The 25,208-nt window shown below is 36.2% G+C and carries 18 protein-coding genes and 1 pseudogene; 13 read left to right on the top strand and 6 right to left on the bottom strand.

From position 1 onward, the window contains the following. Positions 1–76: 76 nt before the first annotated feature. The 4 genes and pseudogenes from katG to ACONDI_RS09180 all read right to left on the bottom strand — a co-directional run bounded on the left by katG (position 77) and on the right by ACONDI_RS09180 (position 5,288). Positions 77–2,275, bottom strand: a complete 2,199-nt coding sequence (katG, locus tag ACONDI_RS09190; RefSeq protein ID WP_241078243.1) for a catalase/peroxidase HPI — start codon at positions 2,273–2,275, stop codon at positions 77–79. A gap of 265 nt (positions 2,276–2,540) precedes the next feature. Beyond that, positions 2,541–4,625 (bottom strand): hybrid sensor histidine kinase/response regulator, encoded by a 2,085-nt coding sequence (locus tag ACONDI_RS09185; RefSeq protein ID WP_241078242.1) that lies wholly within the window; start codon positions 4,623–4,625, stop codon positions 2,541–2,543. A 64-nt stretch (positions 4,626–4,689) separates the two neighbouring features. Next, positions 4,690–4,737 (bottom strand): annotated as a pseudogene (locus ACONDI_RS15825) (cyclic lactone autoinducer peptide); the annotation flags it as partial. Between the two features lie 107 nt (positions 4,738–4,844). Continuing rightward, a complete protein-coding gene (locus ACONDI_RS09180; protein WP_241078241.1) occupies positions 4,845–5,288 on the bottom strand; it encodes a hypothetical protein in 444 nt (147 codons plus the stop codon). 518 nt (positions 5,289–5,806) lie between these two features. On the opposite strand from ACONDI_RS09180, the gene ACONDI_RS09175 reads away from it, so the two are divergent. The 9 genes from ACONDI_RS09175 to ACONDI_RS09135 all read left to right on the top strand — a co-directional run bounded on the left by ACONDI_RS09175 (position 5,807) and on the right by ACONDI_RS09135 (position 16,231). After that, positions 5,807–8,044, top strand: a complete 2,238-nt coding sequence (locus tag ACONDI_RS09175) for a hypothetical protein (protein ID WP_241078240.1) — start codon at positions 5,807–5,809, stop codon at positions 8,042–8,044. 485 nt (positions 8,045–8,529) lie between these two features. Next, entirely contained in the window at positions 8,530–10,059 is a 1,530-nt protein-coding gene (locus ACONDI_RS09170; RefSeq protein WP_241078239.1) for a long-chain-fatty-acid--CoA ligase, read from the top strand. 77 nt (positions 10,060–10,136) lie between these two features. Then, a complete protein-coding gene (locus ACONDI_RS09165; protein WP_241078238.1) occupies positions 10,137–10,976 on the top strand; it encodes an ATP-binding protein in 840 nt (279 codons plus the stop codon). 61 nt (positions 10,977–11,037) lie between these two features. Continuing rightward, positions 11,038–11,418 (top strand): 4Fe-4S binding protein, encoded by a 381-nt coding sequence (locus tag ACONDI_RS09160; protein ID WP_241078237.1) that lies wholly within the window; start codon positions 11,038–11,040, stop codon positions 11,416–11,418. A gap of 24 nt (positions 11,419–11,442) precedes the next feature. Next, positions 11,443–12,084, top strand: a complete 642-nt coding sequence (locus tag ACONDI_RS09155) for a hypothetical protein (RefSeq protein ID WP_241078236.1) — start codon at positions 11,443–11,445, stop codon at positions 12,082–12,084. A gap of 16 nt (positions 12,085–12,100) precedes the next feature. Then, positions 12,101–12,880 (top strand): ATP-binding protein, encoded by a 780-nt coding sequence (locus tag ACONDI_RS09150; RefSeq protein ID WP_241078235.1) that lies wholly within the window; start codon positions 12,101–12,103, stop codon positions 12,878–12,880. A gap of 25 nt (positions 12,881–12,905) precedes the next feature. Next, on the top strand, positions 12,906–14,132 hold the full coding sequence (locus ACONDI_RS09145) for an iron-containing alcohol dehydrogenase (RefSeq protein WP_241078234.1): 1,227 nt from the start codon (positions 12,906–12,908) through the stop codon (positions 14,130–14,132). A gap of 39 nt (positions 14,133–14,171) precedes the next feature. Continuing rightward, positions 14,172–15,920 (top strand): aldehyde ferredoxin oxidoreductase family protein, encoded by a 1,749-nt coding sequence (locus tag ACONDI_RS09140; protein ID WP_241078233.1) that lies wholly within the window; start codon positions 14,172–14,174, stop codon positions 15,918–15,920. A gap of 68 nt (positions 15,921–15,988) precedes the next feature. Beyond that, positions 15,989–16,231 (top strand): MoaD/ThiS family protein, encoded by a 243-nt coding sequence (locus ACONDI_RS09135; RefSeq protein ID WP_241078232.1) that lies wholly within the window; start codon positions 15,989–15,991, stop codon positions 16,229–16,231. A 912-nt stretch (positions 16,232–17,143) separates the two neighbouring features. Here the strand turns inward: ACONDI_RS09135 and ACONDI_RS09130 are convergent. Both ACONDI_RS09130 and ACONDI_RS09125 read right to left on the bottom strand, forming a co-directional pair. Then, positions 17,144–18,070, bottom strand: coding sequence for a beta-keto acid cleavage family enzyme (locus ACONDI_RS09130; RefSeq protein WP_241078231.1), 927 nt, complete (start codon positions 18,068–18,070; stop codon positions 17,144–17,146). 21 nt (positions 18,071–18,091) lie between these two features. Beyond that, positions 18,092–19,483 (bottom strand): short-chain fatty acid transporter, encoded by a 1,392-nt coding sequence (locus ACONDI_RS09125; RefSeq protein ID WP_241078230.1) that lies wholly within the window; start codon positions 19,481–19,483, stop codon positions 18,092–18,094. A 633-nt stretch (positions 19,484–20,116) separates the two neighbouring features. Between ACONDI_RS09125 and ACONDI_RS09120 the strand changes: the two genes are divergently transcribed. The 4 genes from ACONDI_RS09120 (at position 20,117) to ACONDI_RS09105 (ending at position 25,150) form a co-directional block, all read left to right on the top strand. Next, on the top strand, positions 20,117–21,505 hold the full coding sequence (locus tag ACONDI_RS09120; protein WP_338086496.1) for a sigma-54 interaction domain-containing protein: 1,389 nt from the start codon (positions 20,117–20,119) through the stop codon (positions 21,503–21,505). A 299-nt stretch (positions 21,506–21,804) separates the two neighbouring features. After that, the gene (locus tag ACONDI_RS09115) at positions 21,805–22,821 is read left to right on the top strand and encodes a ketopantoate reductase family protein (RefSeq protein ID WP_241078228.1); all 1,017 of its coding nucleotides are present in this window, start codon (positions 21,805–21,807) and stop codon (positions 22,819–22,821) included. A 52-nt stretch (positions 22,822–22,873) separates the two neighbouring features. Beyond that, positions 22,874–23,794 carry a beta-keto acid cleavage family enzyme gene (locus ACONDI_RS09110; RefSeq protein ID WP_241078227.1) on the top strand — a complete coding sequence of 307 codons (921 nt, stop codon included), beginning with the start codon at positions 22,874–22,876 and terminating at the stop codon, positions 23,792–23,794. Between the two features lie 42 nt (positions 23,795–23,836). Further along, positions 23,837–25,150 (top strand): GntP family permease, encoded by a 1,314-nt coding sequence (locus ACONDI_RS09105; RefSeq protein WP_241078226.1) that lies wholly within the window; start codon positions 23,837–23,839, stop codon positions 25,148–25,150. The last annotated feature ends 58 nt before the right edge of the window (positions 25,151–25,208 follow it).

The following is a 25,208-nucleotide window of genomic DNA, read 5'->3' as shown; positions in this document are numbered from 1 at the left end:
TTTGATTTTAAAGGCCAGCGTTTTTGCAAGGCCAGGAGTGTTATTCTTCTGGCCTTATTTATGTTACTAATCTATGCTATGCAAGGTCGAAACGGTCTGCGTTCATTACCTTGTTCCAGGCAGATATGAAGTCACTTATGAACTTATCCTGTGAGTCATCACATGCATAAATTTCTGCGATGGCCCGAAGTTGGGCGTTTGATCCAAAAATGAGGTCTACACGGGTACCGGTCCATTTGAGCTCGCCTGTTGTGTAGTCACGACCCTCGAACAAGTCTTTGTCTTCAGATTTTGCTTTCCATGTTGTGTTATTATCTAGAAGGTTCACGAAGAAGTCATTAGTGAGTGTTTCTTTATTCTTTGTGAATACACCGTGCTGTGATTCTTTGTAGTTAGCGTTTAAGACGCGCATGCCGCCGATTAAAACCGTCATTTCAGGGGCGGTCAATGTTAAAAGTTGTGCCCGATCTATTAGAAATTCCTCTGGTGTAATAGAAGGCTCGGTTTTGAGGTAGTTACGAAAACCATCTGCAGTAGGTTCTAATACTTTGAATGACTCCACGTCGGTCTGTTCCTGTGATGCATCCGTGCGTCCAGGTGTAAAAGGAACGGACACTTTGTGACCGGCCTTCTTAGCAGCTTGCTCTATAGCCCCACATCCACCTAAGACAATCAAGTCAGCAAGCGACACTTTCTTTTGGCCTGACTGTGCATCGTTGAACTCTTTTTGGATTTTTTCAAGTGTTTTAAGCACAGAATTTAACTGATTTGGTTCATTGACTTCCCAATCCTTCTGTGGTTCAAGACGTATGCGTGCACCGTTTGCCCCTCCGCGTTTGTCAGAACCTCTAAAAGTAGATGCTGAAGCCCAAGCAGTCTTAACTAACTGGGAGATTGACAAATCAGAAGCCATGATTTTATCCTTAAGGTCCTGGATATCTTTTTCGTCAATCAATTCATGATCTACTTCTGGTACAGGGTCTTGCCATATCAGTTCTTCTTCAGGTACCTCCGGTCCAAGATAGCGAGAACGTGGCCCCATGTCACGGTGGGTCAATTTGAACCATGCACGGGCAAAGGCGTCCTCAAATTCTTTTGGATTCTCATGGAATCTCTTTGCAATTGGCTTAAGGATGGGATCCATCCTTAAAGCTAGATCTGCTGTTGTCATCATCGGTGCGTGCCTTATGGATGGATCTTCGGCATCCGGCACCTTTTCTTTGGCTTCTGGATCTGTAGGGACCCACTGGTAGGCACCGGCAGGACTCTTAACAAGATTCCAGTCATATTTAAATAGGGTGTCAAAATAGCTGTTATCCCATTTTGTAGGAGTTGGTGTCCAGGCACCTTCAATGCCACTGGTGATTGTATCACGGCCTTTGCCGCTGCCGTAACTATTTTTCCAGCCAAGGCCTTGCTCTTCAATACTTGCTGCCTCAGGTTCAGGACCCAAATATGAATCGTCGGCGGCACCGTGACATTTTCCGAATGTATGACCACCGGCAATTAGTGCAACCGTCTCTTCAGTGTTCATACCCATGTTGGCGAAGGCTTCTCGAATATTACGCCCTGAAGCGACAGCATCGGGCTCACCACCGGGTCCTTCTGGATTTACATATATAAGCCCCATCTGTACAGCAGCTAGGGGACCTTCTAGCTTGCCATCACTGGTACGACGCTCATCTCCGAGCCACTCGCTCTCTGGTCCCCAGTAGACATCTTCTTCTGGTTCCCACGTATCTTCGCGTCCGCCAGCAAAACCAAAGGTCTTTAATCCCATCGATTCTAGAGCGCAGTTGCCAGCAAGGATCATAAGGTCAGCCCAGGAGATTTTTTTGCCATATTTTTGCTTAATTGGCCATAGTAGACGGCGTGCCTTATCTAAGTTAGCATTGTCTGGCCAGCTGCTTAAAGGTGGAAAACGTAGGTTCCCAGCCCCTGAACCTCCGCGTCCGTCAGCTTGGCGGTAAGTACCTGCACTGTGCCAGGCCATCCTGATGATAAGGCCCCCGTAGTGACCGTAATCGGCAGGCCACCAATCCTGAGAATCAGTCATCAGATCATATAGATCCTTTTTTACGGCCTCTAAATCAAGCTTTTTAAATTCTTCAGCATAGTTGAAGTCTTTATCCATAGGATCACTTAATTCTGAGTTCTGATGGAGCAAATTTAGGTTCAACAGATGAGGCCACCAATCTCTAATAGAAGAGCCACCTACTACAGTGGGATTTTTTTTAGTTCTACCCGTTACTGGGCATTTGCTTTCTTCACTCATAAATTTCGCCCCTTTTCATCCTTGTAATTTATATTAAAAAGGTATTTTGTACAAACACCTTTTTAATATACGTTTTAATATAGCCTTGAAGCTGATTAAGTAACTTTGAGAGGGATATATTTCTGTTTACTTGACCCATCTCATATTAATAACTAATCTTATTTTCTGATAATTATAACTATTATCTTATTATACAAAGGTTGACTTGTCAATATATGCTGTTTTTTAAATCTACTGAGGCCTTCTTTGTTAACTATTTTTTATTTCATTGTTGAGCTTTAAGCACTTCTTTTATTTTCTCAACAGTAAAAGGTTTAGTTATTACGCCTTCAAAACCGTAATCTTTAAGATTAGCAATAATTTTATCTTCGATATAACCGCTCATAACAAATGCTTTAATATTTGGATCAAGTTCTTTTAGTTCTTTAATAGTTTCTTTTCCACCTTTACCACCGGGGATTGTTAAATCTAACATGGCTATGTCAAAGGATTCTTTTGAATTCTCAACTAACCCAACTGCTTCATTACCATCTTTAGCACAAGCTACTTCATAGCCAATAGTTTCAAGGGTTTGATATAATACTTCTCTAATCATCTCCTCATCATCCATAATAAGTACTCTGCCTTTTTCTTTAAACTTATCTTTTTCCTCGGCTATTGTTTTAGTATTTGGTTTTTCTACCTCCTCGGTTTTTGCTGCTTTAAGATAGATTGTAAAAGTAGATCCAATACCTACTTCAGAATCTACTGTTATATATCCACCGTGTTTAAGTATTATAGAATGGCATGTAGCAAGCCCAAGTCCACTACCCTGGTTTTTGGTAGAAAAATAAGGGTCAAAAATTTTGTCAATATATTTTTGTGGGATGCCTATCCCCTTATCTTCTATTGAAATTTTGACATATTCTCCACTTTCTAATGGGAAGGAAGTTTTTTCTTCATCAATAATAATCTTCTCTGCAGAAACATTCACGGTGCCGCCTTCAGGCATAGCCTGATCAGCATTAATTATGATATTATTAAAAACTTGATAAATCTGTCCCTCATCGGCTTCAACAGCGGGGATGTTTTTAGGAATATTTAGTTGACAGTTAACGTTAGAACCTGTTAAAGCAAAGAAACAGGCCTCCTCAATTACCGATTTAATAGAAGTTGCATTTTTGATGGGAGTTCCACCTTTTGTGAAGGTTAGCAATTGACTTGTAAGATTTTTTGATTTTTCAAGCCCCTTTTCTGCGTTTTCTAATAGGTCTATAACGTTTTCATCATGTTCTTTTGCTAGATTAAGTTTTTGCTTGACTAAAGAGATATTTCCCATGGAGACCATGAGGAGATTATTAAAATCATGGGAAATACCTGCTGCAAGGAGACCGATTGACTCCATTTTCTCCATCTTTAGTCTGTATTTTTCTATTTCTTTTTTGTAGGTTATATTAGAAGCAGTTATAATAACATGTGTACATTTTCCTTTATCATCTATGGTAGGTATTATTTTGGTATCAAAATGATTGTCAAAATAATAATCCTCAAAACGGATTTCTTTTCTTTTTTTCAAAGCTTGATATATTTTATCATTCCAAATGTCAAATGTTCTCTCGGAGAGAATTTCATGAAGAAATTTTCCGGTTGTGTTTTCACAAGTTGATTTCACAGCATCAATGAAGTAGTTATTTGCTTTGACAATTTTGAGCTTTAAATTATTTTCAACTTTGCAGAGTATGGTTATATCTGATGTGCCATTTAAAAGGAGATCATATTTTCTCTCGCTTTCCTTTAATGCATAATTTGAATTTATCAAATCATTCCTGATTTTGTTTTCGAGATTGGTGAAGCGACCTGCTAACCAGGCAATTAAGAACAAAATTCCTACAAAAATAACATTAATATCAAAATTAAAATCAAGGAAGGTTTGTATACCTAAAAACTCAGAATGAAAAAAAATAATGTTTATACTTGTCAAACTTGCAAAAACAAGGCCAGGATAAAGCCCGTGAGTTATGGACATTGTAAGCAAAGGAAGTATATATAGGGCTTTTATTAAAGTTCTATCCTGACCTATTATATTTACAACAAAAGTGACTATTATTAACAAAAAAATATTTAACAAAAAACTATATTTGTAGATTCTATCTTCACTTTTATTTAAAAAAGTTTCTTTAAAATATGTTATTCCAAATATAAGTAATAAAATAAAAAAAGGTATAAAAGTTCTATGAAGCATAACAGCTTCTTTAAAATCACTTGGATTCAAGTAATGAATTAGCGAAATTGAAATGAGAGTAATAGCAAAAAACTGAGTCAAAATAATAATTTCTTTTATTTTTTCAAGTCGATTTTTTTTCCATCCCATGAAGATTCACTCCTTCAACAAAAAGAGAGAAGGGAAATATACCCCCCCCAAAAAAGTTGTAATATTATACTTCTCTTAGAGATTCAGGCATTTTGGGCTGGTAATAATAAAGGTAAAATAACTTCTTCTAATGTGGATGAAATAAAATAGGCAAGCTTACCAAGAAGAGGAAAACTAATTGTTGAAGCTAAAATACAAATTATCGGACTATTTATCTCCTCACCTCAATGTAAATTTATAGATAATAAAAGTAACAATTATAACTAGAATAACTGAAAACCAGCCAAATGTTATCCATAAAACAGAATTTTCAAAGATGTCTTCATTAGAAATCCCAAGTCTATTTGGAATAATTACTATAGAAAAAAACTCTCCTATAATAATAATTAGCTGTCCTAATAATACTGAGAGGATAGTTTTAATAAGGTTTAAATTAAAAACAATGAAAAATATAGTTACCGATAATGAAATCAAGATTAAAGTATGAACACCAAATGTGATAGGAATGAGACGTAAGCAATAAACGGTTAACGCAAGAAAAACACCGACTATTACCCCTTTTTTCCAATAATTTAAACTTTTGTTTAAGGCTAGAACAAACAAAGATAAAGCTATCATTTCAGGTATAGAAAGAAAAAATAAAACAGGCAGCGTCATTTCCAAATTATCGCCTCTTTTCAAATTGAACCAGTTTAGTAACTCTATAGCAATTATTCGTTTATCCACAGTAAAGGCTTGTCTAATTTTTACATAAACAATAAAGTTTTATGATAAAATATATTAAGGTTATTTCGAAGGGAAAATTGTAACTCTTTTAAAATATTCTAACAGAATAAGGTATAATAATAAAGTTATAAAAATAAATGAAAATAATAAATGAAAAATATTAAAGATTATTTAGGGCAAATTACAAAAACTAAATTTGGAACTCTCACAAAAAGGCTTAAGATTGGTGCTGTGACAAGCACCAATCTTTGTGTTGTGCGCCATGCATGGCGATTAGCTAGGCGGTGAAAGTCCGCTATGGGGGTTTGTAGTCACCAACCATTAGCCAAGAGCAAGGGTGCACCCATTAAAAAAAACTATAATTCATTAAAAACTAATAAAGTTAATAATTTTTAGTAACAAAAGGGAGAGGGGTGTGATCTTTTATCAAGTATGAAAAGATTTTAGAACAACTCGTGACAGCAGAAACTGAGAAAGAGGTAGATAAAGTTTTAAACGAACATGAAATATTCCAAAATCCTGATAACTGGCGTTATTATGGCGATTTACCTAATAATGCTGGCGGGTTTAATAACCAGCAGGAAGATTCTACAAGGGCACTTGTAGAAAAACTGACAAACAGTATTGATGCAGTAATGCTAAAAGAAGTAAAAAAAGACGGTATAGATCCAAAAAGCGATACCGCACCAATAGAAATGACAGATGTGACAGAAAACTATTTTAATATCCCAAATGGGGACCCAGCTATGCTGGACATAAAAACACAGAACAAACTGGCACATAATATCCAACTAATAGCTACGGGTAAAAAAAGTAAGCCGTGTTATATTATATACGACAAAGGCGAAGGCCAAAGACCTGAAGATTTTTCTGATACACTTCTTAGCCTGTTTAAAGATAATAAAAAGAAAATCCGCTTTACAATGGGCAAATTTAACATGGGGGCCACAGGGGCACTACCGTTTTGCGGTAAAAAGAACTATCAACTGGTACTTTCCAAGAAAGCACCGGAGCTTGTTTCTTCGCCTACAGATAACCCCTGGGGTTTTACTCTGGTAAGAAAAAAGCCTTCGCCAAATCGGTGGGAACAGCCCACTTATGAATATTTTGCTCCTGAGGGGGAAATACCCGTGCTTTACAAAGAAGATTTAAAAATCTTACCCGGCACTGAAGCTGGTAGCTACGACCGTGAAATAAATTACGGGACTTTTATAAAACTCTATGAATACGACATAGCGGATACTACAGTGGCAACCTTAAACTTGTATTACAGTTTAAACAGGGCTATGTTTGAAATACCTATGCCTATAAGGATAATAGAAAACAGGGACTATGGTGGTAAAACAAAAGAGACTACACTTACTGGCATGAACGCAAGGCTTGAATCACTTACAAATAGAGAAGAATATATTGAAGGTAAAGGGGATTTCCCTCAAGTTAGTAGCTTTAAAGTCCCAGATATAGGTGAGCTAAAGTTAAAGATGTGGCTTTTTAAAAAAGATAAAGAAAGACACTTCTTGAAACCTTCAGAAGCAATCATACTTACGGTAAATGGTGTAATGCACAGCAGTTTTGACCGGAGGTTTTTTACTAGAAAAGAAGTAAGAAAACCCTGGTTGGCAAAAACTTTGTTAGTACATGTAGACTGTTCACACCTACCACCAGAAGTGCAAAATACGCTTTTTATGGGATCGCGTGATCGTATGCGAAAAGATTTAAGAGAAAAGATTGAAAAAGAGCTAGAAAAACAACTTAAAAAAGACGAAACACTTAAAAAATGGAATCAAAGCAGAAAAGAAAATGCACTACAGGAACGAACGGAAAACGAAGAGATTGCAAAAGATTTATTAAAGAAAATGGTAAACGAAAACCCTGAGATTACAAGCTTATTTAAACCCGGGGTAACTATACCTCATATAAAAGGTGGCAAAGGAGATAAAGTCGATGATGATGATATTGAGTTAAAAAGATTTCCTACGTTTCTTGAACCTATAGATCTAGATTCCGGAAAGAAAAAATGCCCTCAAAATTCTTACTGTAAAGTTACTTTTAAGCTAAACGCAGTAAATAACTATTTTGGTAGACCCGATTATCCAGGAGAATTAAAAGTTAACCCTGATGATCTTAAAAAAAGCAATGAGCTGGTAGATGGTAGGTTGATTATAACTTTAGAACCTGCACTTATGGGGTTAAAAGAAGGCGACAGTAAAGAAATACGAGTAGCTGTAACCACACCTGCAGTAGTGGAAGGTGAACTTGTTCAGACATTTAAATTAAAGGTGACAAAACCGCAAAAGAAAAGAAAAAATAATCCCGGTACACCAAGAAAGCAAACAGGTTTTAAACTCCCGCCAATTAGACTTATTAACAGCGAAGAGTGGCCGGATGATTATGAAGATCAAAGTGCAGTAAAGATCCATCATGAAGACGATAGCGAATTTATGGTGTTGGTAAACGAAGATAATGTTTATTTACAGAGCTATTTAAGACAAAAAGAGTATGACGAGGTTCAAGCAAAAGTCATTAAAGAAAAGTTTAAGCTAGGCATAGGGCTTTTAGGTATATCCACTTACTATCGGTTAAAAAACCTTGATACAGAATTAGATGTTGATGATGTGGCCAAAGGTTTTAGCCAGGTGATACTACCTGTGATAGATAAACTGAACGAAATTATACAGGAAGAGGATAGTTAATGCTGAACATTTTAATAGCTTTGTTAAGTAGGCAAAAATGCTGTAAGTTCTAACTGGCGAAAGTTTATTTGGCAGCACTCTTAAATGAGTGCTGCCGGGACTTCCTTGGCTTTTATTGTTGTTTGTATAACCTTCTACTTTTACATTCACTTTTTACTCAACAGTCAACAAATTCTATTATAAAGGCTTTAGTAGAGGGTTATATGTTTATTTGAAAAGTTATCAACGGAGACCAGTATAGTTGATATAATTTGGCATCCTTTCAGCTGCCGCATACTGCCAAGGTATTCCGTCTATCAATAAATACCCACTCTCCTCTGGATACAAATTTCTTGCTTCAAATAATCCGTGATCCCTACTTTCCTTGAAGTATACAAGCAAAAATTTTTTCCAATAAAAATTCAAAAAACAGTTATTATATTTTTATACCTATCATAGATATAACATACACCAGATATAACAAATTGTAATTGGGAGGTATAAATGTGTACAAAGTACAGTCAGTAAAAACTCTAGCTGAAATACTACCTAAATCTTCTGAATATTTTGAAAACAAAACAGCTCTTTACATTAATAATTCCGCTTATACTTATAATGACTTGGATCGGTTATCTAATAGTATGGCTAGCAAATTGGTCGATTTAGGGATTAGTAAAGGTGATAGGGTATCTATTTACTTTGGAAATAGTGTTGAATGGATTATATCTTACTATGCTGCTGCAAAAATTGGGGCTATTATTAATCCTATAAATGTAATGTTAACACCTGAAGAAGTAGCATTTGTAGTAAATGATAATCAGGCAAAGGTTTTGATTATTTCTGAGGAAAAAGAAGAGTCGATTTTAAACGTTAAAAATCAGTTCAGGAGTGTTGAGATAATTATATCTACTGGCAATCCTTCTTATAGTGATGTTTTGTCATTTAGCAAACTTCTTGAAGAAGGAGATGTAAATTTTCAATATGAGGAAATAGCCCCTGAAGATATTTCAACTATTTGCTATACTTCTGGGACTACCGGACATCCTAAAGGCGCATCTTTAACACATAAAGGTGTTATTTTAAATTCTGCTATGACAGCTAATATGCATGTTCGTACAGAACATGACTGTATAGTGAGTGCTTTACCAACGGCACATGTATATGGAAATGTAGTTATGAACAGTACATTTATGGTTGGAGGAACATTAGTATTGTTAGATCGTTTTGAAGAAAGAAGAGCTTTAGAGAATATTGAAAAACATAAAGCTACTATGTTTGAAGGGGTGCCCACTATGTATTTATATTTATTAAACTATCCTGAGTTTAATAAATATGATGTTAGCTCATTAGAAAAATGTACAGTGGGTGGTCAGATAATGGGCGAAAGTAAAGCTAAAGAAGTTGAAGAAAAATTTGATTGTCCCCTTTTAGAATTATGGGGGATGACTGAAATATCTGGTCTTGGTACAACTCATCCTCTCTACGGCTATAATAAACATGGTTCTATAGGCATACCTCTTCCTTATTGTGAATGTAAAATCGTATCAGCTGAAAACCCTCAGAAAACTCTTTCTAGTGGCGAAGTTGGAGAACTTATGATAAAAGGTCCAATTCTCATGAAAGAGTATTGGGGCAATAATAAAGCTACTAGTGAAACTATAAATCAAGATGGGTGGCTTCATACCGGAGATGTTGGTTACATTGATGAAGAAGGTTATATTTTTATTGTAGATAGAAAAAAAGATATGATTATAGCTGGAGGATATAATATTTACCCTTCTGAGATTGAGAGAGTATTAAGTCAGCATCCTAAAGTTGCAATAGCTGCTATTGGGAAAATGACTGATGAATTAAAAGGTGAGCTGCCAAAAGCTTTTATAGTTCTAAAGCAGGGAGAAAAAATGGAAGAAGATGAAGTAATTTCGTATTGTCGTGAATATTTAGCACCTTATAAAATTCCTAGATCTGTTGCATTTGTAGACGATGTTCCAAAGACAAGCACAGGTAAGATAATGAGAAGAGAGTTATCTTCTTAAACTTATCAAGTTGTAAAGTAGCAAGTAATAACTTGTTACTTTAAAATAATCAAATTAAGAATAGGAGGAATTAATTTATGTGCCGATACTGTGTTGAGTATGGCGATGGAACTAAGTGGTATTTAAATCCTAAGAACTACAGTAAAGATGTATTAGATGAGGAGCCTCATGCCTCTGCAGTGCTTGATCTTGCAGGTGAAGGAAAAAACACTTTTGAGTTAAGTATTGCTGCTAATGCGGATGAAGTCTGTCCAGACCTCAACTATCCGGATAAGGTTAACGAGGTACTGGAAAATCAGCTTAATCATGGAGGACAGGTGGTTCCGGTAGAGGATGCACTGAAAGTTGTAGACCTTTCTCATAAGCCTTTTTTAAGAATGCACTGTGCTTGTCGAAAATATTTTGGGCAAAAGGATATGAATGTTTGTCTGTATCCAGCACCAGTTTCTGAAGGGGCTTCTGAAGCAAGGCCGTGGGAAAAGGAACATGAACTGTTGGAAACCGAAGAAACTAAAAAGCATATTCGTGAAATGTCTAAAAAGGGCTATGTTCATTCTATCTGGCATGGAGGAGTCCATCCCGATGGCATTCCGGTACTTGCAATTTGTACTTGCGGATATCCCGACTGTATGGGAGTTAGGGCACGACAAGTTTACGGTGCGATGAATGGTATGAGAAAAGGAGAATATGTTGCTAAAATAAATAAAGAAAAATGCCAACAAGGCTGCGGGAATAGTACCGTAAAGTGTCTTTCTAAGTGTCACTTTGGTGCTTTAAGATACAGTCCTACTCATGAATGTGTATTTGTTGCAATAGAAGACTGTTTTGGCTGTGGTAACTGTCGAAACTTCTGCCCTCATGGTGCGGTTGAATTTTTTGAGCGCCTCTCAATTCCTTCATTAGTTGATAACTGGTAAAAATGTGAGTACATTTTTATTATATAAATATTTTGAAATCAAAGGAAAGGGGATTATTTTAATGGCTTATGAATATCACACTCCCAGGCCAAAACTTATTTATGATAAAGAAAAATGTGGTAACGCTTACCACTGTCTTAAGTGTGTAGAAACCAGTAATAGAGTGGGGTGTCTATGTATTGCTTGGATGAACACTGAGACTCCTGAGCGTGGTAAACCGCAAAAATACGAGGATATTGATTGGAAAATAGTTACGGGCTTTATGACTAATTGTTGGGGATGTAATAAATGTGTAGAAGCCTGCCCTAATGATGCATTAAGACTAGAGATGCCAGAGTCCCGCGAACCTGCTGCTAGAGTCCAGAGATCGGATATAATCTTTTGTTATACATTAAAAGATGGCACAAAAATAACGACTCGGGGCAAAGAGAGCGAAAGTTAAATGTTAAGCAGGAAAATCCTTACGATGTCAACTGCAGCATTTTTTTCTGCTTCAGGTTTCTACACTGTAACTAATATGGAAATGCCCGCAGGTTTTGACGTTGAAATTGATGTAGTGGGGATGAAACCTATACTTAAAGAAATAAAGGCTAGGTCAAAAAAAGGACCTGCCCCTGCGGGTGTTTTACACCTTTTATCTACAGATAAGTGGGTTTTAACTGAAGATATAATTGAGGCTGTAGGCGGGGAGCCTGCCTTTTCAAAGGGGGTACTCATGGAATGCGAAGGAAAAGGTTGGGTAGAAAAACATATTGAAGCAGAAGACGTAGTTTATTGGCGGCTAAAAGATTATAACATTCCAGCAAGAGAAGTTTTTCTGGCACTTTCAGGAGATAAGGAGCCTATAACTTCACTTAAAACTTTAAAAAAGACTCGTCAAACCTGCAATAGATCATATTTAATACTGAGCTACGAAGTGGATAACGATTTCGTTCAGGAATGTTTTTATGCTGGAATTGGTATTCTGTTGTTTTATCCTAGAAACGGATATTTTCGAGAAATATTGCCATCCGAATATCAAGATATACATGATAAACGTTCCCAGTTAGTTCTTTGTGAACGAGTACTATTTGAAAATTACGTGTTACGAATGGAAGATATAGTTTGAGTTTGGAGGGGAAACAATGAGACACACACCTTTTGTAGTTTCAGTGGCTGGTAAAGGAGGTGCTGGGAAGACTTCTTTTGTAGGCTTGTTAATGAAACATATTCTTAAGCAAAATGAGTTTCAAGAGATTTTATTAGTTGATGCTGACCCTGCAAGTAATATACCCGATATTATGGGTTTACAAGTAAGTCAGACTGTTGGCGAAATACTAGACAAGAAAAAAATGGTTTTAGAGGAAGGTAAACAAGATAAGGCTGAACTTTTAAAAGATGAGGTGCAGGAAGCCATTGAGCATGGGGACGGATTTGATTATTTAGTGATGGGGAGGACAACGGGCGAAGGTTGCTACTGTCTTTTAAATACAGTCTTATCGCGTGTTCTAGATAGTGCAGTAAAACTTTACGATCTTGTTTTAATAGATTTTGATGCTGGCCTAGAGCATTTTAGTAGAAAAACTGATTTTAATGCAGATCAACTTATTGTAGTAGCTGAGCCTAGTAGTATGAGTTTTGAAACGGCAAGGCGGATAGAAAATTTAACAAGAGAATTAAGCCACAACTATTCGTCGAAATTTATTATTGGAAACAGGTTTGCTGATGAAGCATTGTCTATGGTTGAAGAATTTGCAAACAAAAGTGGGTATAATTATTTAGGTAATATACCTTTAGATCCTCAACTTCAGATAGTTAATTTGAGCGGTCAAACTATTAATGAGCTTTCAGATAAAAGCCCTGCTTATCAAACTATTACAAATGTTTGGCCTATTATAAAAGAAAAAATGTTAGAACGTATATAAAATTAAATCATAGGAGGTTATTAATTTGAGTTATCTTAATTTAACAGAACAGTTTGCTTGGAAAATTGCTGGAGTTACGCATTTTGGGGTTGGTACAGTAAGTATGACTGGTGATGTAGTAAAATCATTAGGAGTTAAAAATAAGGTTCTTGTGGTTACGGATAAAGGGATGGAAGATACTGGATTGATTGAAAATGTTACTAATCCATTAGAAGAAGCAAATATAGATTTTGAAATTTGGGATGGTTGTGAACCCGAACCAACTCGCGAATCTATGGAAAAAGGTGCTTCTGAAGGAAGTAAATCAAAGCCAGAAGCGGTTGTAGCTTTTGGTGGAGGAAGTGTTATTGACTCTGCTAAAGTAATTGCCCAACTAATAGCTTTAGGTGGTGAAGTTAATGACTACCTACCAAATGCAGCGTTTCCTCAAAAAGGACTTCCTATAGTAGCCGTTCCTACTACATCTGGTACAGGGGCAGAAACTACGGCATATTCAGTAGTAGCGACAGAAATGGAAGGCTCAAATTATTATGCTAAGGCATTTTTTGCCGATCCCAATATTGTTCCTGATGCAGCTATAGTCGACCCAATGTTGACAGTAAGTATGCCTCGTGAACTTACGGCTGCTACAGGTCTAGACGCATTGGCGCATTGTGTTGGATCAAGTTATACAGCACTTTCTAATCCTTTTACCAGGGCAGTATCACTTCAAGGAATAAGATTGATTTCTAAATATTTGCGCAGAGCGGTAGCTTATCCCGATGATTTAGAAGCTAGAATAAATATGTCTTACGCATCTTTTATTGGAGGAGCAGGAATTCAGATAGCAGGGGCAGGAGAAGACCATGCCTTAGGTCATGTTTTGGGTTCAATATATAAAATGCCTCATGGTCAGGCGTGTGGGCTTGCCTTACCATCCACAATGGAATATAACGTTCTTCACAACTCTGAACAAATGGCTGATATAGCGGTTGCTATGGGGGAGGACATTGCAGGCTTAACTCCAAGGGAAGCAGCATATAAAGCTATTGAATCAGTGACAACTTTGATAAATGACGTCGGATTTTCTTATGCCTTAAAAGATTATGAAAATGCTGATAAAAATGCTTTGCCTGTAGTTGCTGACTGGCTTCACTCGAATCCATGGGTAGTTCCTGTTTATCAATTTTGGACCAAAAGGACTGTTTCGAAAGAAGATGCAGAAACAATCGCGGAAAATACTTGGGAAGGCAAATTTGGCGAACCATTTTAATTAAATTTTTAAGCAGATTTTAAAATGGAGGTATTTACAATGAATAGAGTAATAAGAGTTAATATGAGTGATTTAACAGTTAAAGAAGAAGAACTTTCTGAAAAGTTGATTTATGATGCAGGAAGAGGGTTAACTTCAAAGATCGTTTGCGAAGAAGTTCCTCCGAAATGTCATCCATTAGGTGATAAGAACAAATTAGTCTTTTCGCCTGGAATGGTGACAGGGACTAAAGCGCCTTGCTCAGGCAGAATTTCAGTTGGTGCGAAATCACCATTGACCGGCGGGATAAAGGAATCTAATGCAGGTACACCCACTAGTCAAAAAATTGCCCGGCTTGGAATTAAGGCTATTATAATTGAAGGAATGCCAGAAGATGATAGTAAATTTTATAAGTTGAAAATAGATAAAGATAGTGCTGAACTATTATCTGCTAATGAAATTATAGGCAAAGGGATGGAACAAACAAATAAGCATTTGATATCTGAATATGGAGAATACATTGGTATTATAGGAGTTGGACCAGCAGGAGAAATGCGACTAAGTGCAGCCGGAATATGTTTTAACGACCCTGAAAATAGAGCTAGCAGATATGCGGGTAGAGGTGGCTTAGGTGCAGTAATGGGAAGTAAAGGCTTAAGAGCAATTATTGTTGACGAAACTGATGCTCCCGGTGTTAAAATACAGGACAAAGAACTTTTCAATCAAGGACAAAAAAAATTAGTTGAAGCTATAAGGAACCATGATCTTACTAAGCCTGGTGGAGTTTTAAATGCTTATGGCACTTCTGCTGTAATAAATGTTATGAGTGAAGTAGGAGCTCTACCAGTAAGAAACTTCTCTAAAGGACGTTTTGAAGGAGCTGAAAAGACAAGTGGCGAGGCAATTGCTGAGGCAATTGAAAAAAGAGGTGGAGGTATGACAGGACATGGGTGTCATCCCGGTTGTATAATTCGCTGTTCAAATGTCTATCCAAGACCTGATGGTTCAGAGCATGTTTCTTGCATTGAATATGAATCTGATTGGGCCTTTGGTGCTAATTGTGAAATTGATAATCTAGATGATATTGCCGAGTTAATAAGATTATGTAATGATATAGGACTTGATACCATTGAAACTGGCGCAGCAGTAGGAGTTGCCATGGAGGCAGACGTAATACCTTTCGGTGATGGAAAAAAAGCAATAAAGTTACTTGAGGAAATTGAAAAAGGAACTCCTCTTGGACGGATAATAGGTAGTGGAGCATCAGTCACAGGTCAAGTGTTTAGTCAATACAAAGTACCTACCGTAAAGAAACAATCTATGCCTGCTTATGACCCTCGTGGAGTTAAAGGTATAGGGGTTACTTATAGCACTAGCCCTATGGGGGCAGACCATACTGCCGGATATGCAATAGCAGCAGAAATATTTGGTGTGACTGGCAAATTGGACCCTCTTACTACTGAAGGAAAAGTTGAGCTTTCGCAAAACTTGCAAATTTCAACTGCATTTTTGGATAGTACAGGTTATTGTTTGTTTATAGCTTTTGCAATCATGGACATCGAAGATGGTTTTATCGGGGTATTGGAAACAATTAATGGATTGTATGGTACATCATTTACTGCTGAAGACGTTAGCAAAATAGGTATGGATATTATTTCAGAAGAAAGAGAGTTTAATAGATTGGCAGGATTTAATGAAGTCAATGATAGGTTGCCTGAGTTTATGAAAGAAGAAGAACTACCCCCACATAATAACGTGTTTGATATTAGTGATAGCGATTTAGATAAAGTTTGGGATGAAAATAAATAGAAAAACAGTACTACCCGGGCCGGTTTTATTACCGGCCCCCACTTATTATAAGGGAGTGTATGATAGTTATGGAAATTGAAGTAAGATGTTATGGAACATTATGCGATTATATAAATATAAAAAGTGGAATCCCTTTTGTTGTTAAAATAAATAAAAATAAAAATACAAATATAAAAGAATTAATAGAATTTATCGGACTACCTACACAAGATGTAAAATTCATTATTGTTAATGGTAGAAATGTTGATGGAAATTACATTTTGCAAGAAGGAGACAGGATATCAATATTTCCACCAGTTGCAGGAGGTTGAAATTTTAGCTTTTGACTAAATTACTAATATAGTCCGAGCCCTTACTTTAGATAACACCTTTTCTATGTATATAGATTAAATAGCTAACTAAAAACGAAATTTATACTTGGTTGAAAACACATAAAGGTATAGAAGAAAAAGTTAGTACAATAAATGCCCTTAAAATATTTTTCAGTTACTTTGCAAACGAAGGTTTGATTATTACAAATCCGGCAAAAAACATCAGACTCAACTAAACATTTGATATTGTGGTGCAATGCTGGGGAGTAGTAATTTGATTACAGCGAACGTTACTCTAACAGCAAAAGGATGGAAAAGGGTGGAATAGAGAAACCGATTTTACTGTTCAGAAGAAAAACTTTCTATCGAAAAATTTAAAACTAAATTTAGAACTCTCACAAAAAGGCTTAAGATTGGTGCTGTGACAAGCACCAATCTTTGTGTTTTGGATAGAATATATTGAGCTTAATTTTAACCGCAAGCAACTTTTTTTCTTGCCTCTAATTTGTTCAAGAGGTGATAATTCAAAAAACCAAAGGAGGTAGTTGCATGAATGTCTTTGGAAGTGATCTAAAATGGATAACTTAAGCTTTTTCTTAGATGCTCATATACACTATCTTCAGTCACAATATATCCTTAAGTCTCCAAAAAATGATCAAAGTTTATATTACCACCACTATCAATCCCATGTTTTTAAATTAACTCTACGGCTAAATTCCTGTGCCCCCCATGACTCACAGGAATAAAACCTGCCGCTAGGAGTTAGCCAGCCACATTTATTCAAAAATAAGTACCTCTTCTCTGTTTATATGTATAACAAGCTAGTCTCGATATCTTACACGTTATCGACAAAAAATAACAAGGATGCCCAAGCTTCCTTGTTATGCCAGAAAGAAGAATCTCTTTGATTAATTAATTTTTGCTTATTTTCAAAATCTCCCTTGCCTCAGCTGGGGTAGCCGGTTCATAATCAAATTCATTCATGATACGAACCATTTTTTCCACCAATTCGGCATTATTTTTTGCCAATCTACCTTTACCTAAATATAAGTTATCTTCTAATCCTACTCTTACATGACCACCAAGAAACAAAGCCATAGTAGCTACCGGGTATTCTGAGCTTCCCGCACCTATTACAGACCACTCATAGTTTTCTTTGCCAAATAGTCTTTCTGCTGTAGTGTGTAGATTCATTATATCATAAGGAGTAGAGTTGATCCCACCAAGAATTCCCGTTACAAATTGAAGATAAATTGGCGGCTTTACTATACCTTTTTCTAATAAAAACGCAATATTATATAAATGGCCGGTATCATACACTTCTAACTCTGGCTTTGTGTTATTCTCATACATAATTCCGCATATTTTTTCCATAGCTTCAAAGGTGTTTTCAAATATAAAGTCTCTTGTCATATCTAGTAATTGAGGTTCCCACTCATACTTAAACTTCTGAATTTTTTCTTTTACGGGAAATAGCCCCCAGTTTATAGAACCACAGTTCATTGAAGCAAGTTCAGGTTTAAACTCAGGCACAACTGCAGCCCTTTCTTCAATACTCATACCAGCACCGCCACCTGTAGTAATACATATAATTACCTCTTTATTTTTCGCCCTTATTTTGTCTATTATTTCTCTATACAACTCCAAGTCAGAAGATGGCTTCCCATCCTTAGGGTCTCTTGCATGAATATGAACTGAGGCTGCTCCAGCATTTGCTGCATCTATTGCATTTTGTGCAATCTCCTCTGGAGTAATTGGTAGATAAGGGGACATGCTTGGTACATGGATCGAACCAGTAACAGCACAATTAACAATCCTTTTTTTATGTTTTACTGACATCTAAACCCTCCTAAAACAGAATTAAGGAACAAAAAGTATTAAAGCACTATTGATAAAGAAGAAAATAATAGCTATTAAAACTGCATAACCCATGAAATCCCTAGCTTTAATATCAATAACTCTTGATATTATCGGGATAATAGCAAGAGTCCAAAATGGGTTGATTAAATTAGTAAGAGCATCTCCATAACCGAATGCTATAATAACCCTCTCTAATGAAACACCTAAAGATTCCGCAGCAGGTAGTAAAACCGGAGCCTGGGCTACCCATTGACCTCCACCTGATGGGATGAAAACATTTACTATAGCGGCCGATATAAATGAAAACAGAGGGAAAGTAAATTCTGTCGATATATTAACAAAAAATTCTACCACTAACTCTGACAACCCTGAAAACATGAATATTCCCATTATCCCAGCGTAAAAAGGAAATTGAATGATTAAATCCCCAATTCCTCTGACTGCTTGACGTACAGCGTATAGATATTGTATAGGAGTTTTGTGCAAGATAAGACCAACCATTAACAATGTAAAATTTGCGCTGTTAAGCTCTAGTCCATCTATACCAGCTTCAGAAAAATAAAAAATTAAGAAGACAAAGCCAATTGAGGCAATTATTACATTTAAAATCCAACTCTCATTAAGAATGTCTGATGGCGTTTTCTCATTTTTTGCGCTTATCTGAAATTTCTGAAACTCCTCTTCATTTATAGAACTTTCTTTGACCTCAACCGCCTCTTCTCTTTCTTGAATAACCAAAGCTGCATCAAAGTTTTTATCGACTTTTTGTGGTGCTAATATAAATATTATTGTCGGAATTATTATAAAACTAGCAATAATCAATGATATGTTTAATGTACTACCTAAGGTAGCAGAAATAGGGATCACATCTTCTACAATTCCCTGTTCGATAAATTGATTTCCTTCAGTATTCATTTTTAAAGCTGCTGATGAAGACAGGCCACCATGCCAAGGGATAAGTGCAGTATAAACTGCGGCACAAGCCAACCTTATATCTATTCCTTTTACCCTACGACACACTTCTACAGCAAATACAGCTCCTATTGGCGCTAACCCCCAGTTTATAGTTACCAATATCAGCGACACTACTGAAATAGCTACATAAGCCATAGAAGGATTATTTATTTTATTTGCCAAAAAGTCAAAAAAATTACTGATGGGCCGAGATAAACCGATCGCATATCCCAGGGTGATTATAAGAGCCATCTGCATCGCAAACTCTAACATTTCCCAGAAGCCGCCATACCAAATTTCAATTAACTCTCCTGGACCAGTAGGTGTAAGCAAAACAGCTGTAACCGCAATAATAATTGTTAAGATGAACGCAAAAACCAGTGATTCAGGTAACCACCTGCTAAACTTATCAGCAAATAATTCTCCTAAATACTTCACGGACAAACCCCTCCCCTTTGATAATAAATAAATTGATTTTTAATCCCAGAAGATTTGAATTTTGTTGCTTAATATTGATCTTTATATACATTGCAGTTAAGAAGCAAGGAACTCCCATTATGCTAAACTTTTAAAAAAGAAGAAAAACCTCTTGAGTCCAGTGACACCAGGCTTTAAGAGATTTTTATTTTGTTGGACAAACTAATGAAGTCATATTAATGATACTTTATGGTAATTACTATTAATTTACTATATTATCAAAGAATTGTAAAGTTTAATTTGGTCTTGTATAAAAGGTAAAGTACCAAATTTTGAATATGGCTATGATAGAGAAGAAGGAGATTAAAACCCAAAAGCAAAAGCATCTACAAAATAACTGCTCAAAAAGGAAGATGTTTTTTCCAAGATGCAAATTTAGTTCAAAAGTGTTCTAACAATAAAAAACATATAGTTTTAGAAAATACACAGTTAGCAAACCTTCTCAAATGAAGGAGATTTTTGTGTTTATATAGAACTTTACGCTAGATAGAAGCTGTTAAGCTAAAAAGCTATGTGGGGTGGAATTAGTGGCTAAGAAAATCCAAAATAATAACAAGAGAACCTTCCTCAAATTTTTTTCAGAGGTGAACAGTCATTAGTTTTGAAGTAGAATCTAATCAGGAAATATTAGATGCCATATTGAATTCAACTCATGATGGTATTTATATAGTTGACAGTGAAGGGAAATTTATTGAAGCTAACAAAGGGATAGAAAGAATATCAGGTTATAAGAGAGATAAACTTCTTGGTAAAACAGGTTTAGATTTAGTAGAAATGGGACTAATAGACGAGTCGGTAACATCCAAAGTTTTCAAAACAAAAAAGCAAATGTCTATCTTACAGACCTTAAAACATGATGTCGTTAAAGAAGTTCTAGTTACCGCTACTCCAATTATGGATAAAAACAATAATATAAAATATATAGTGGCTACGCTAAGGGATTTGACGGAGCTAATAAACCTTAAATATGAATGTGAAAAAAGTAAAGAACTGACCAATCAGTATTTTTCACAGCTCCAAAGGGAAAAAAGGACTAACAAAGATATTATAGCTAATAGTGCCGAAATGAAAAAAACATTGGAGATTATTGAAAGAATCGCCGCTACTGAAACCACTGTCCTGTTAAGTGGTGAATCTGGTACCGGTAAAGATGTTATGGCTAGATTGATTCATAACAGCAGCAGCAGGTCTGAGAAGAATTTTGTCACAATTAATTGTGCAGCCATTCCCGAATCTTTGTTAGAGAGCGAGCTTTTTGGTTACGAAGGTGGTTCTTTTACTGGGGCAAAAACAAAAGGAAAAGTAGGTTCTTTTGGTCTAGCCGATAAAGGAACACTATTTTTAGATGAAATAGGCTCTTTCCCTCTCAATTTGCAGGGAAAACTTTTGCGTGCCTTAGAAACTTTTGAAATTCAACCTATAGGGGCAGAAAAATCAAAAAATGTGGATGTAAGAATTATCGCTGCTACCAATCAGGATTTAGAACAGCTGGTTAAGGAAGGTAAATTTAGAGAGGATTTATTTTTTAGACTGAATGTTGTCCCAATAACCTTGCCAAGCTTAAGAGATAGAAGGGAAGATATAGTTCCCCTTATTATGTATTATTTAAAAAAATATAATGAAAAATATAAAAGAAAAGTTGCCTTTGAAAAAGAGGTGTTTGAGATAGCTGAGAACTACAGTTGGCCTGGCAATATCAGAGAATTAAGAAATATTGTTGAGAGACTTGTTGTCATAAGCCAGGAAGAGAGGATAGATTATAGTCACTTACCAAATAAAATGTTAGAGGAACAATCCATTAACAGCAGTTGCAGTATTAACATACAAGAAATCTTACCGCTAGATAATTTATTACATGAAGCGGAAAAAGCTCTATTAAATAAAGCTTTTCTAAAGTATAAAACTACAAGAAAAATTGCTAAAGCTTTGGGAATAAGCCAAACTTCAGTAGTAAGAAAACTAAAGAAGTATAATATTAATTAATCAGCTCTAAAATTAATAGGGCTGATTTTTTTGTGCAGAGTGATTCAAAATAGCATCAAATCGAGTATAGAATGGTTCGATTTTTGGGCGAAAATTTTTTAAAAATTAATAATTATTCAAAGATTGCCCCAGTTAGCGCAATTCCAAATGCCCTAATTATTTTGGCATGAAAATTGCGACACTTATTAAATGATAAATAATTGAGTATACCAAGGCGGTGATCAAAACTATTAGTGTGACAATTACTGATGAATTCGAATTTAAGAATTGATAACTCGACTTTTCAAAGGAGGAATTTGATGAGAGTAGCATTAATGGGTGCAGGATCTTTAGGAACTATTATTGGAGCTTTGGCTGCTAAAAACGGTGAAGATATTACTTTGATAGATACAAATAAAGAACATATAAGGGCATTAAATGAAAATGGTGCAACCATAGTAGGTAAAACAGAAGTAAATATTCCTGTTACTGCTATAACCCCTGATGAAATGACTGGAATTTATGATATTGTCCTTTACCTTGTAAAGCAAACACATAATGAAACAGCTCTAAACCAATTACTACCTCACCTAAGTCAAGATAGTGTAGTTTGTACCCTCCAGAATGGAGTGCCAGAAAATGCTGTGGCAGAACTTATTGGTAAAGAAAGGACAATTGGCGGTACTGTAGGTTGGGGGGCTACTTGGGAAAAGCCAGGAGTTTCAAGACTTACCTCTGAAACAGATAAGATGACTTACGATGTGGGGGAGATTGATGGGAAAAGAACTGAAAGAGTAGATAATGTAGTAGAAATTTTAAATAAAACAGGTCAAGCTTATGTGACAGAAAATCTAATGGGACACAGGTGGGTAAAGCTTTTAGTTAATGCTACCTTAAGCGGCATGTCGGCTTCTCTAGGATGTACCTTTGGAGAAGTTTTAGATAATAAAAAAGCTTTAGAATGTGTAGGTCATATAGGAAATGAGATTATAAAAGTTTCTAGAGCTATGGGTATACAACTTGAACCAATTCAGGGTCATGATTTGTCCATTCTTTCTTTTGACAGTAGAGAAGAGATGGAAAAGAAACTGCCTATCTATCATAAGGTGTTTCAACCCCATAGGGAACTAAAAGCGAGTATGCTTCAAGATTTGGAAAAAAATCAAAAAACTGAGGTAGATGGATTAAATGGAGTGGTATCTCAAATGGGAAGAAAATACAATGTCAAAACACCACTAAATGATCAGGTGGTTAAAATAATCAAGGACATTGAAGCTGGGAATTTAAAACATCAATTTTCCAACTTAGACCTTTTTGAGCTGCCAGATATTTCGTAAAGATCTATTTTTATTATTAAGATCAAGTATTAAAGTTGAAGGAGGTATTAAAATGACTGATAAATCTAATAAAAGGATTATAAACTGTGCAGTAACTGGATCTATTCATACTCCAAGTATGTCGCCCTATCTTCCTATAACTCCGGAAGAGATTGCTAAAAACGCTGTGGATGCTGCAAAAGCAGGGGCTGCAGCAGTACACATTCATGCAAGAGATCCAGAAGATGGAAAGCCAAGTTCTGATTTAAATATCTACAGGCAGATAATCGATAAGATAAGAGAAGAAGATGAGGACGTTATTATATGTATAACTACCGGTGGAGGCGCAGGAATGTCGGTGGAAGAAAGGGCTGCTGTAGTACCTGAATTTAAGCCTGAGCTTGCCTCTATGAACGCAGGGTCTATAAACTGGGGGCTCTTTCCGGTTAAAGAGAAGGTGCCCGAATTTAAATTCCAGTGGGAGCCTTATATGTTAGACATGACTAAGGATTTTATATTTGAAAATACTTTTGCTGCTATGGAGAAGATTTGTCAAATCATGTATGACAATGGTACTAAACCTGAACTTGAAGTTTATGACACGGGTCATCTTTACAGTATAGCTTATATGCTTGAGAGAGGAATAGTAAAGCCGCCTATTTATCTGCAATTTGTAACAGGTATTTTGGGTGGTATAAATTCTACTCCTTATGACATCATGAACCTTCACACTACCGCAGATAGATTGTTTGGCAAAAATAATTATCAATGGTCTGTTATCGGAGCCGGCAAGGCGGAGTTTCCTGCAGCTACCATGGGACTTTTCCTCGGCGGTAATGTAAGAGTAGGTCTAGAAGATAATTTATATTTGGACAAAGGAAATCTCGCTAAAAATAATGCAGAACTTGTAGAAAAGATGGTTCGCATAATGAGGGAGTATGATTTTGAGCCTGCCACTCCGGATGAGGCCAGAGAGATGTTAAATCTAAAATGATAACAATCAAAATAATCTATTAAGACGGGGGAGGTTTTAACTGTGCTTGGTGTTTTAGGAGTTATAGTTGCTTTAGCTTTAATTATATTTTTAGCTTATAAAGGTGTAAGTATAATAGCTGTATCTTTGTTTGGTTCTATAGTTGTAATACTTTCTAATCAAGTAGGTATATGGGTAGGTTTGTCGGAGTACTACATTGATGGATTTTCGGATTTTGCCGGGACTTACTTGATACTTTTTGTCTTTGGTTCTCTTTTTGGGAAAGTGATGGGAGACAGTGGATGTGCTTCTTCAATATCCTATAAGCTTCTTGATAAATTTGGTGAGGAGAAGTCTATTTTGGTGCTTATTTTGGCCACTGTTGTGCTGACCTATGGAGGGGTTAACCTTTTTATTGTGGTTTTTGCGGCATATCCTATTGCAGTTGTACTATTTAGAAATGCTAATCTGCCAAAAAGATTGTTAGTGGCTTGTATTGGTCTAGGTGGAGCTACCATAACTATGACAGCTTTTCCGGGTACCCCTGCCATTCAAAACATTATACCATCTCAGGTACTTGGAACACCACCTACTGCAGCACCAATTTTTGGGTTGGTAACAGGTTTGGTCATTTTGGTACTTGGTTATATGTACATTATGAGACAGGCTAGGCTGGCAAAGGAACATGGAGACGGTTTTGTTCCAGGTCCCAGGGATAATGCCCAGGAATTATCGGAAGAAGAAAAAGCGAAACTTCCTGATTGGAAGCTGGCATTACTGCCAATGGTAATAGTTATAGTACTTTTGATTGTCCTTGCAAGCGTTATAGAATTGCCTGCAATTTTTGCTGTTAATATAGCCTTATTAACAGGTACTATAGTCACTTATCTATTAAACTGGATTAGAATTGAAAGGCCATTAGAAACTTTAAACGTAGGTATGCAAAACAGTATTATGGCTCTAATTAATACCTCCTGTATAGTTGGTTTTGGCTCGGTAGTTCAGAATGTAGATGCTTTTCAGAGTTTTGTGAATTTCGCTTTTAACCTTCCCTTTCCTCCACTTATCTCAGTAGTGTTCGCTGTTAATATAATAGCTGGTATTACAGGGTCAGCTAGTGGAGGGCTTACTATTTTTATGGAAACTATGGGGACAGAATATGTAAACATGGGACTTGACCCAGAGATCCTGCACAGGGTTTCTTCCTTGTCATCTGGCGGCCTTGATTCCTTGCCCCACTCAGGTGCTGTTATAACTGTTCTTACCGTTATAGGAGTTACTCATAAAGAAGCATACAAAGATTTGGGGATGGTAACAGCAGCTATTCCAGTGGCAGTGACGATAATAGGTGCACTTATATACTCGCTAATTATTTAAGAAAGGCATAAGGGGACACAAAGGGATGCTTGAAAAAACTCTTCTCATGTGTTTCCCT

Source organism: Natranaerofaba carboxydovora, assembly GCF_022539405.1.
Lineage (GTDB): Bacteria > Bacillota > Natranaerobiia > Natranaerobiales > Natranaerofabaceae > Natranaerofaba > Natranaerofaba carboxydovora.
Note: the sequence above shows the minus strand (reverse complement) of the source record. Positions and strands in the feature narration are given on the sequence as shown.

Bases quoted from the DNA above. Each gene is read 5' to 3' on its own strand.
- ACONDI_RS09150 (WP_241078235.1), top strand. From the start codon at position 12,101: ATGAGACACACACCTTTTGTAGTTTCAGTGGCTGGTAAAGGAGGTGCT.
- katG (WP_241078243.1), bottom strand. From the start codon at position 2,275: ATGAGTGAAGAAAGCAAATGCCCAGTAACGGGTAGAACTAAAAAAAAT.
- ACONDI_RS09185 (WP_241078242.1), bottom strand. From the start codon at position 4,625: ATGGGATGGAAAAAAAATCGACTTGAAAAAATAAAAGAAATTATTATT.
- ACONDI_RS09165 (WP_241078238.1), top strand. From the start codon at position 10,137: ATGTGCCGATACTGTGTTGAGTATGGCGATGGAACTAAGTGGTATTTA.
- ACONDI_RS09140 (WP_241078233.1), top strand. From the start codon at position 14,172: ATGAATAGAGTAATAAGAGTTAATATGAGTGATTTAACAGTTAAAGAA.
- ACONDI_RS09115 (WP_241078228.1), top strand. From the start codon at position 21,805: ATGAGAGTAGCATTAATGGGTGCAGGATCTTTAGGAACTATTATTGGA.
- ACONDI_RS09155 (WP_241078236.1), top strand. From the start codon at position 11,443: ATGTCAACTGCAGCATTTTTTTCTGCTTCAGGTTTCTACACTGTAACT.
- ACONDI_RS09130 (WP_241078231.1), bottom strand. From the start codon at position 18,070: ATGTCAGTAAAACATAAAAAAAGGATTGTTAATTGTGCTGTTACTGGT.
- ACONDI_RS09110 (WP_241078227.1), top strand. From the start codon at position 22,874: ATGACTGATAAATCTAATAAAAGGATTATAAACTGTGCAGTAACTGGA.
- ACONDI_RS09135 (WP_241078232.1), top strand. From the start codon at position 15,989: ATGGAAATTGAAGTAAGATGTTATGGAACATTATGCGATTATATAAAT.
- ACONDI_RS09160 (WP_241078237.1), top strand. From the start codon at position 11,038: ATGGCTTATGAATATCACACTCCCAGGCCAAAACTTATTTATGATAAA.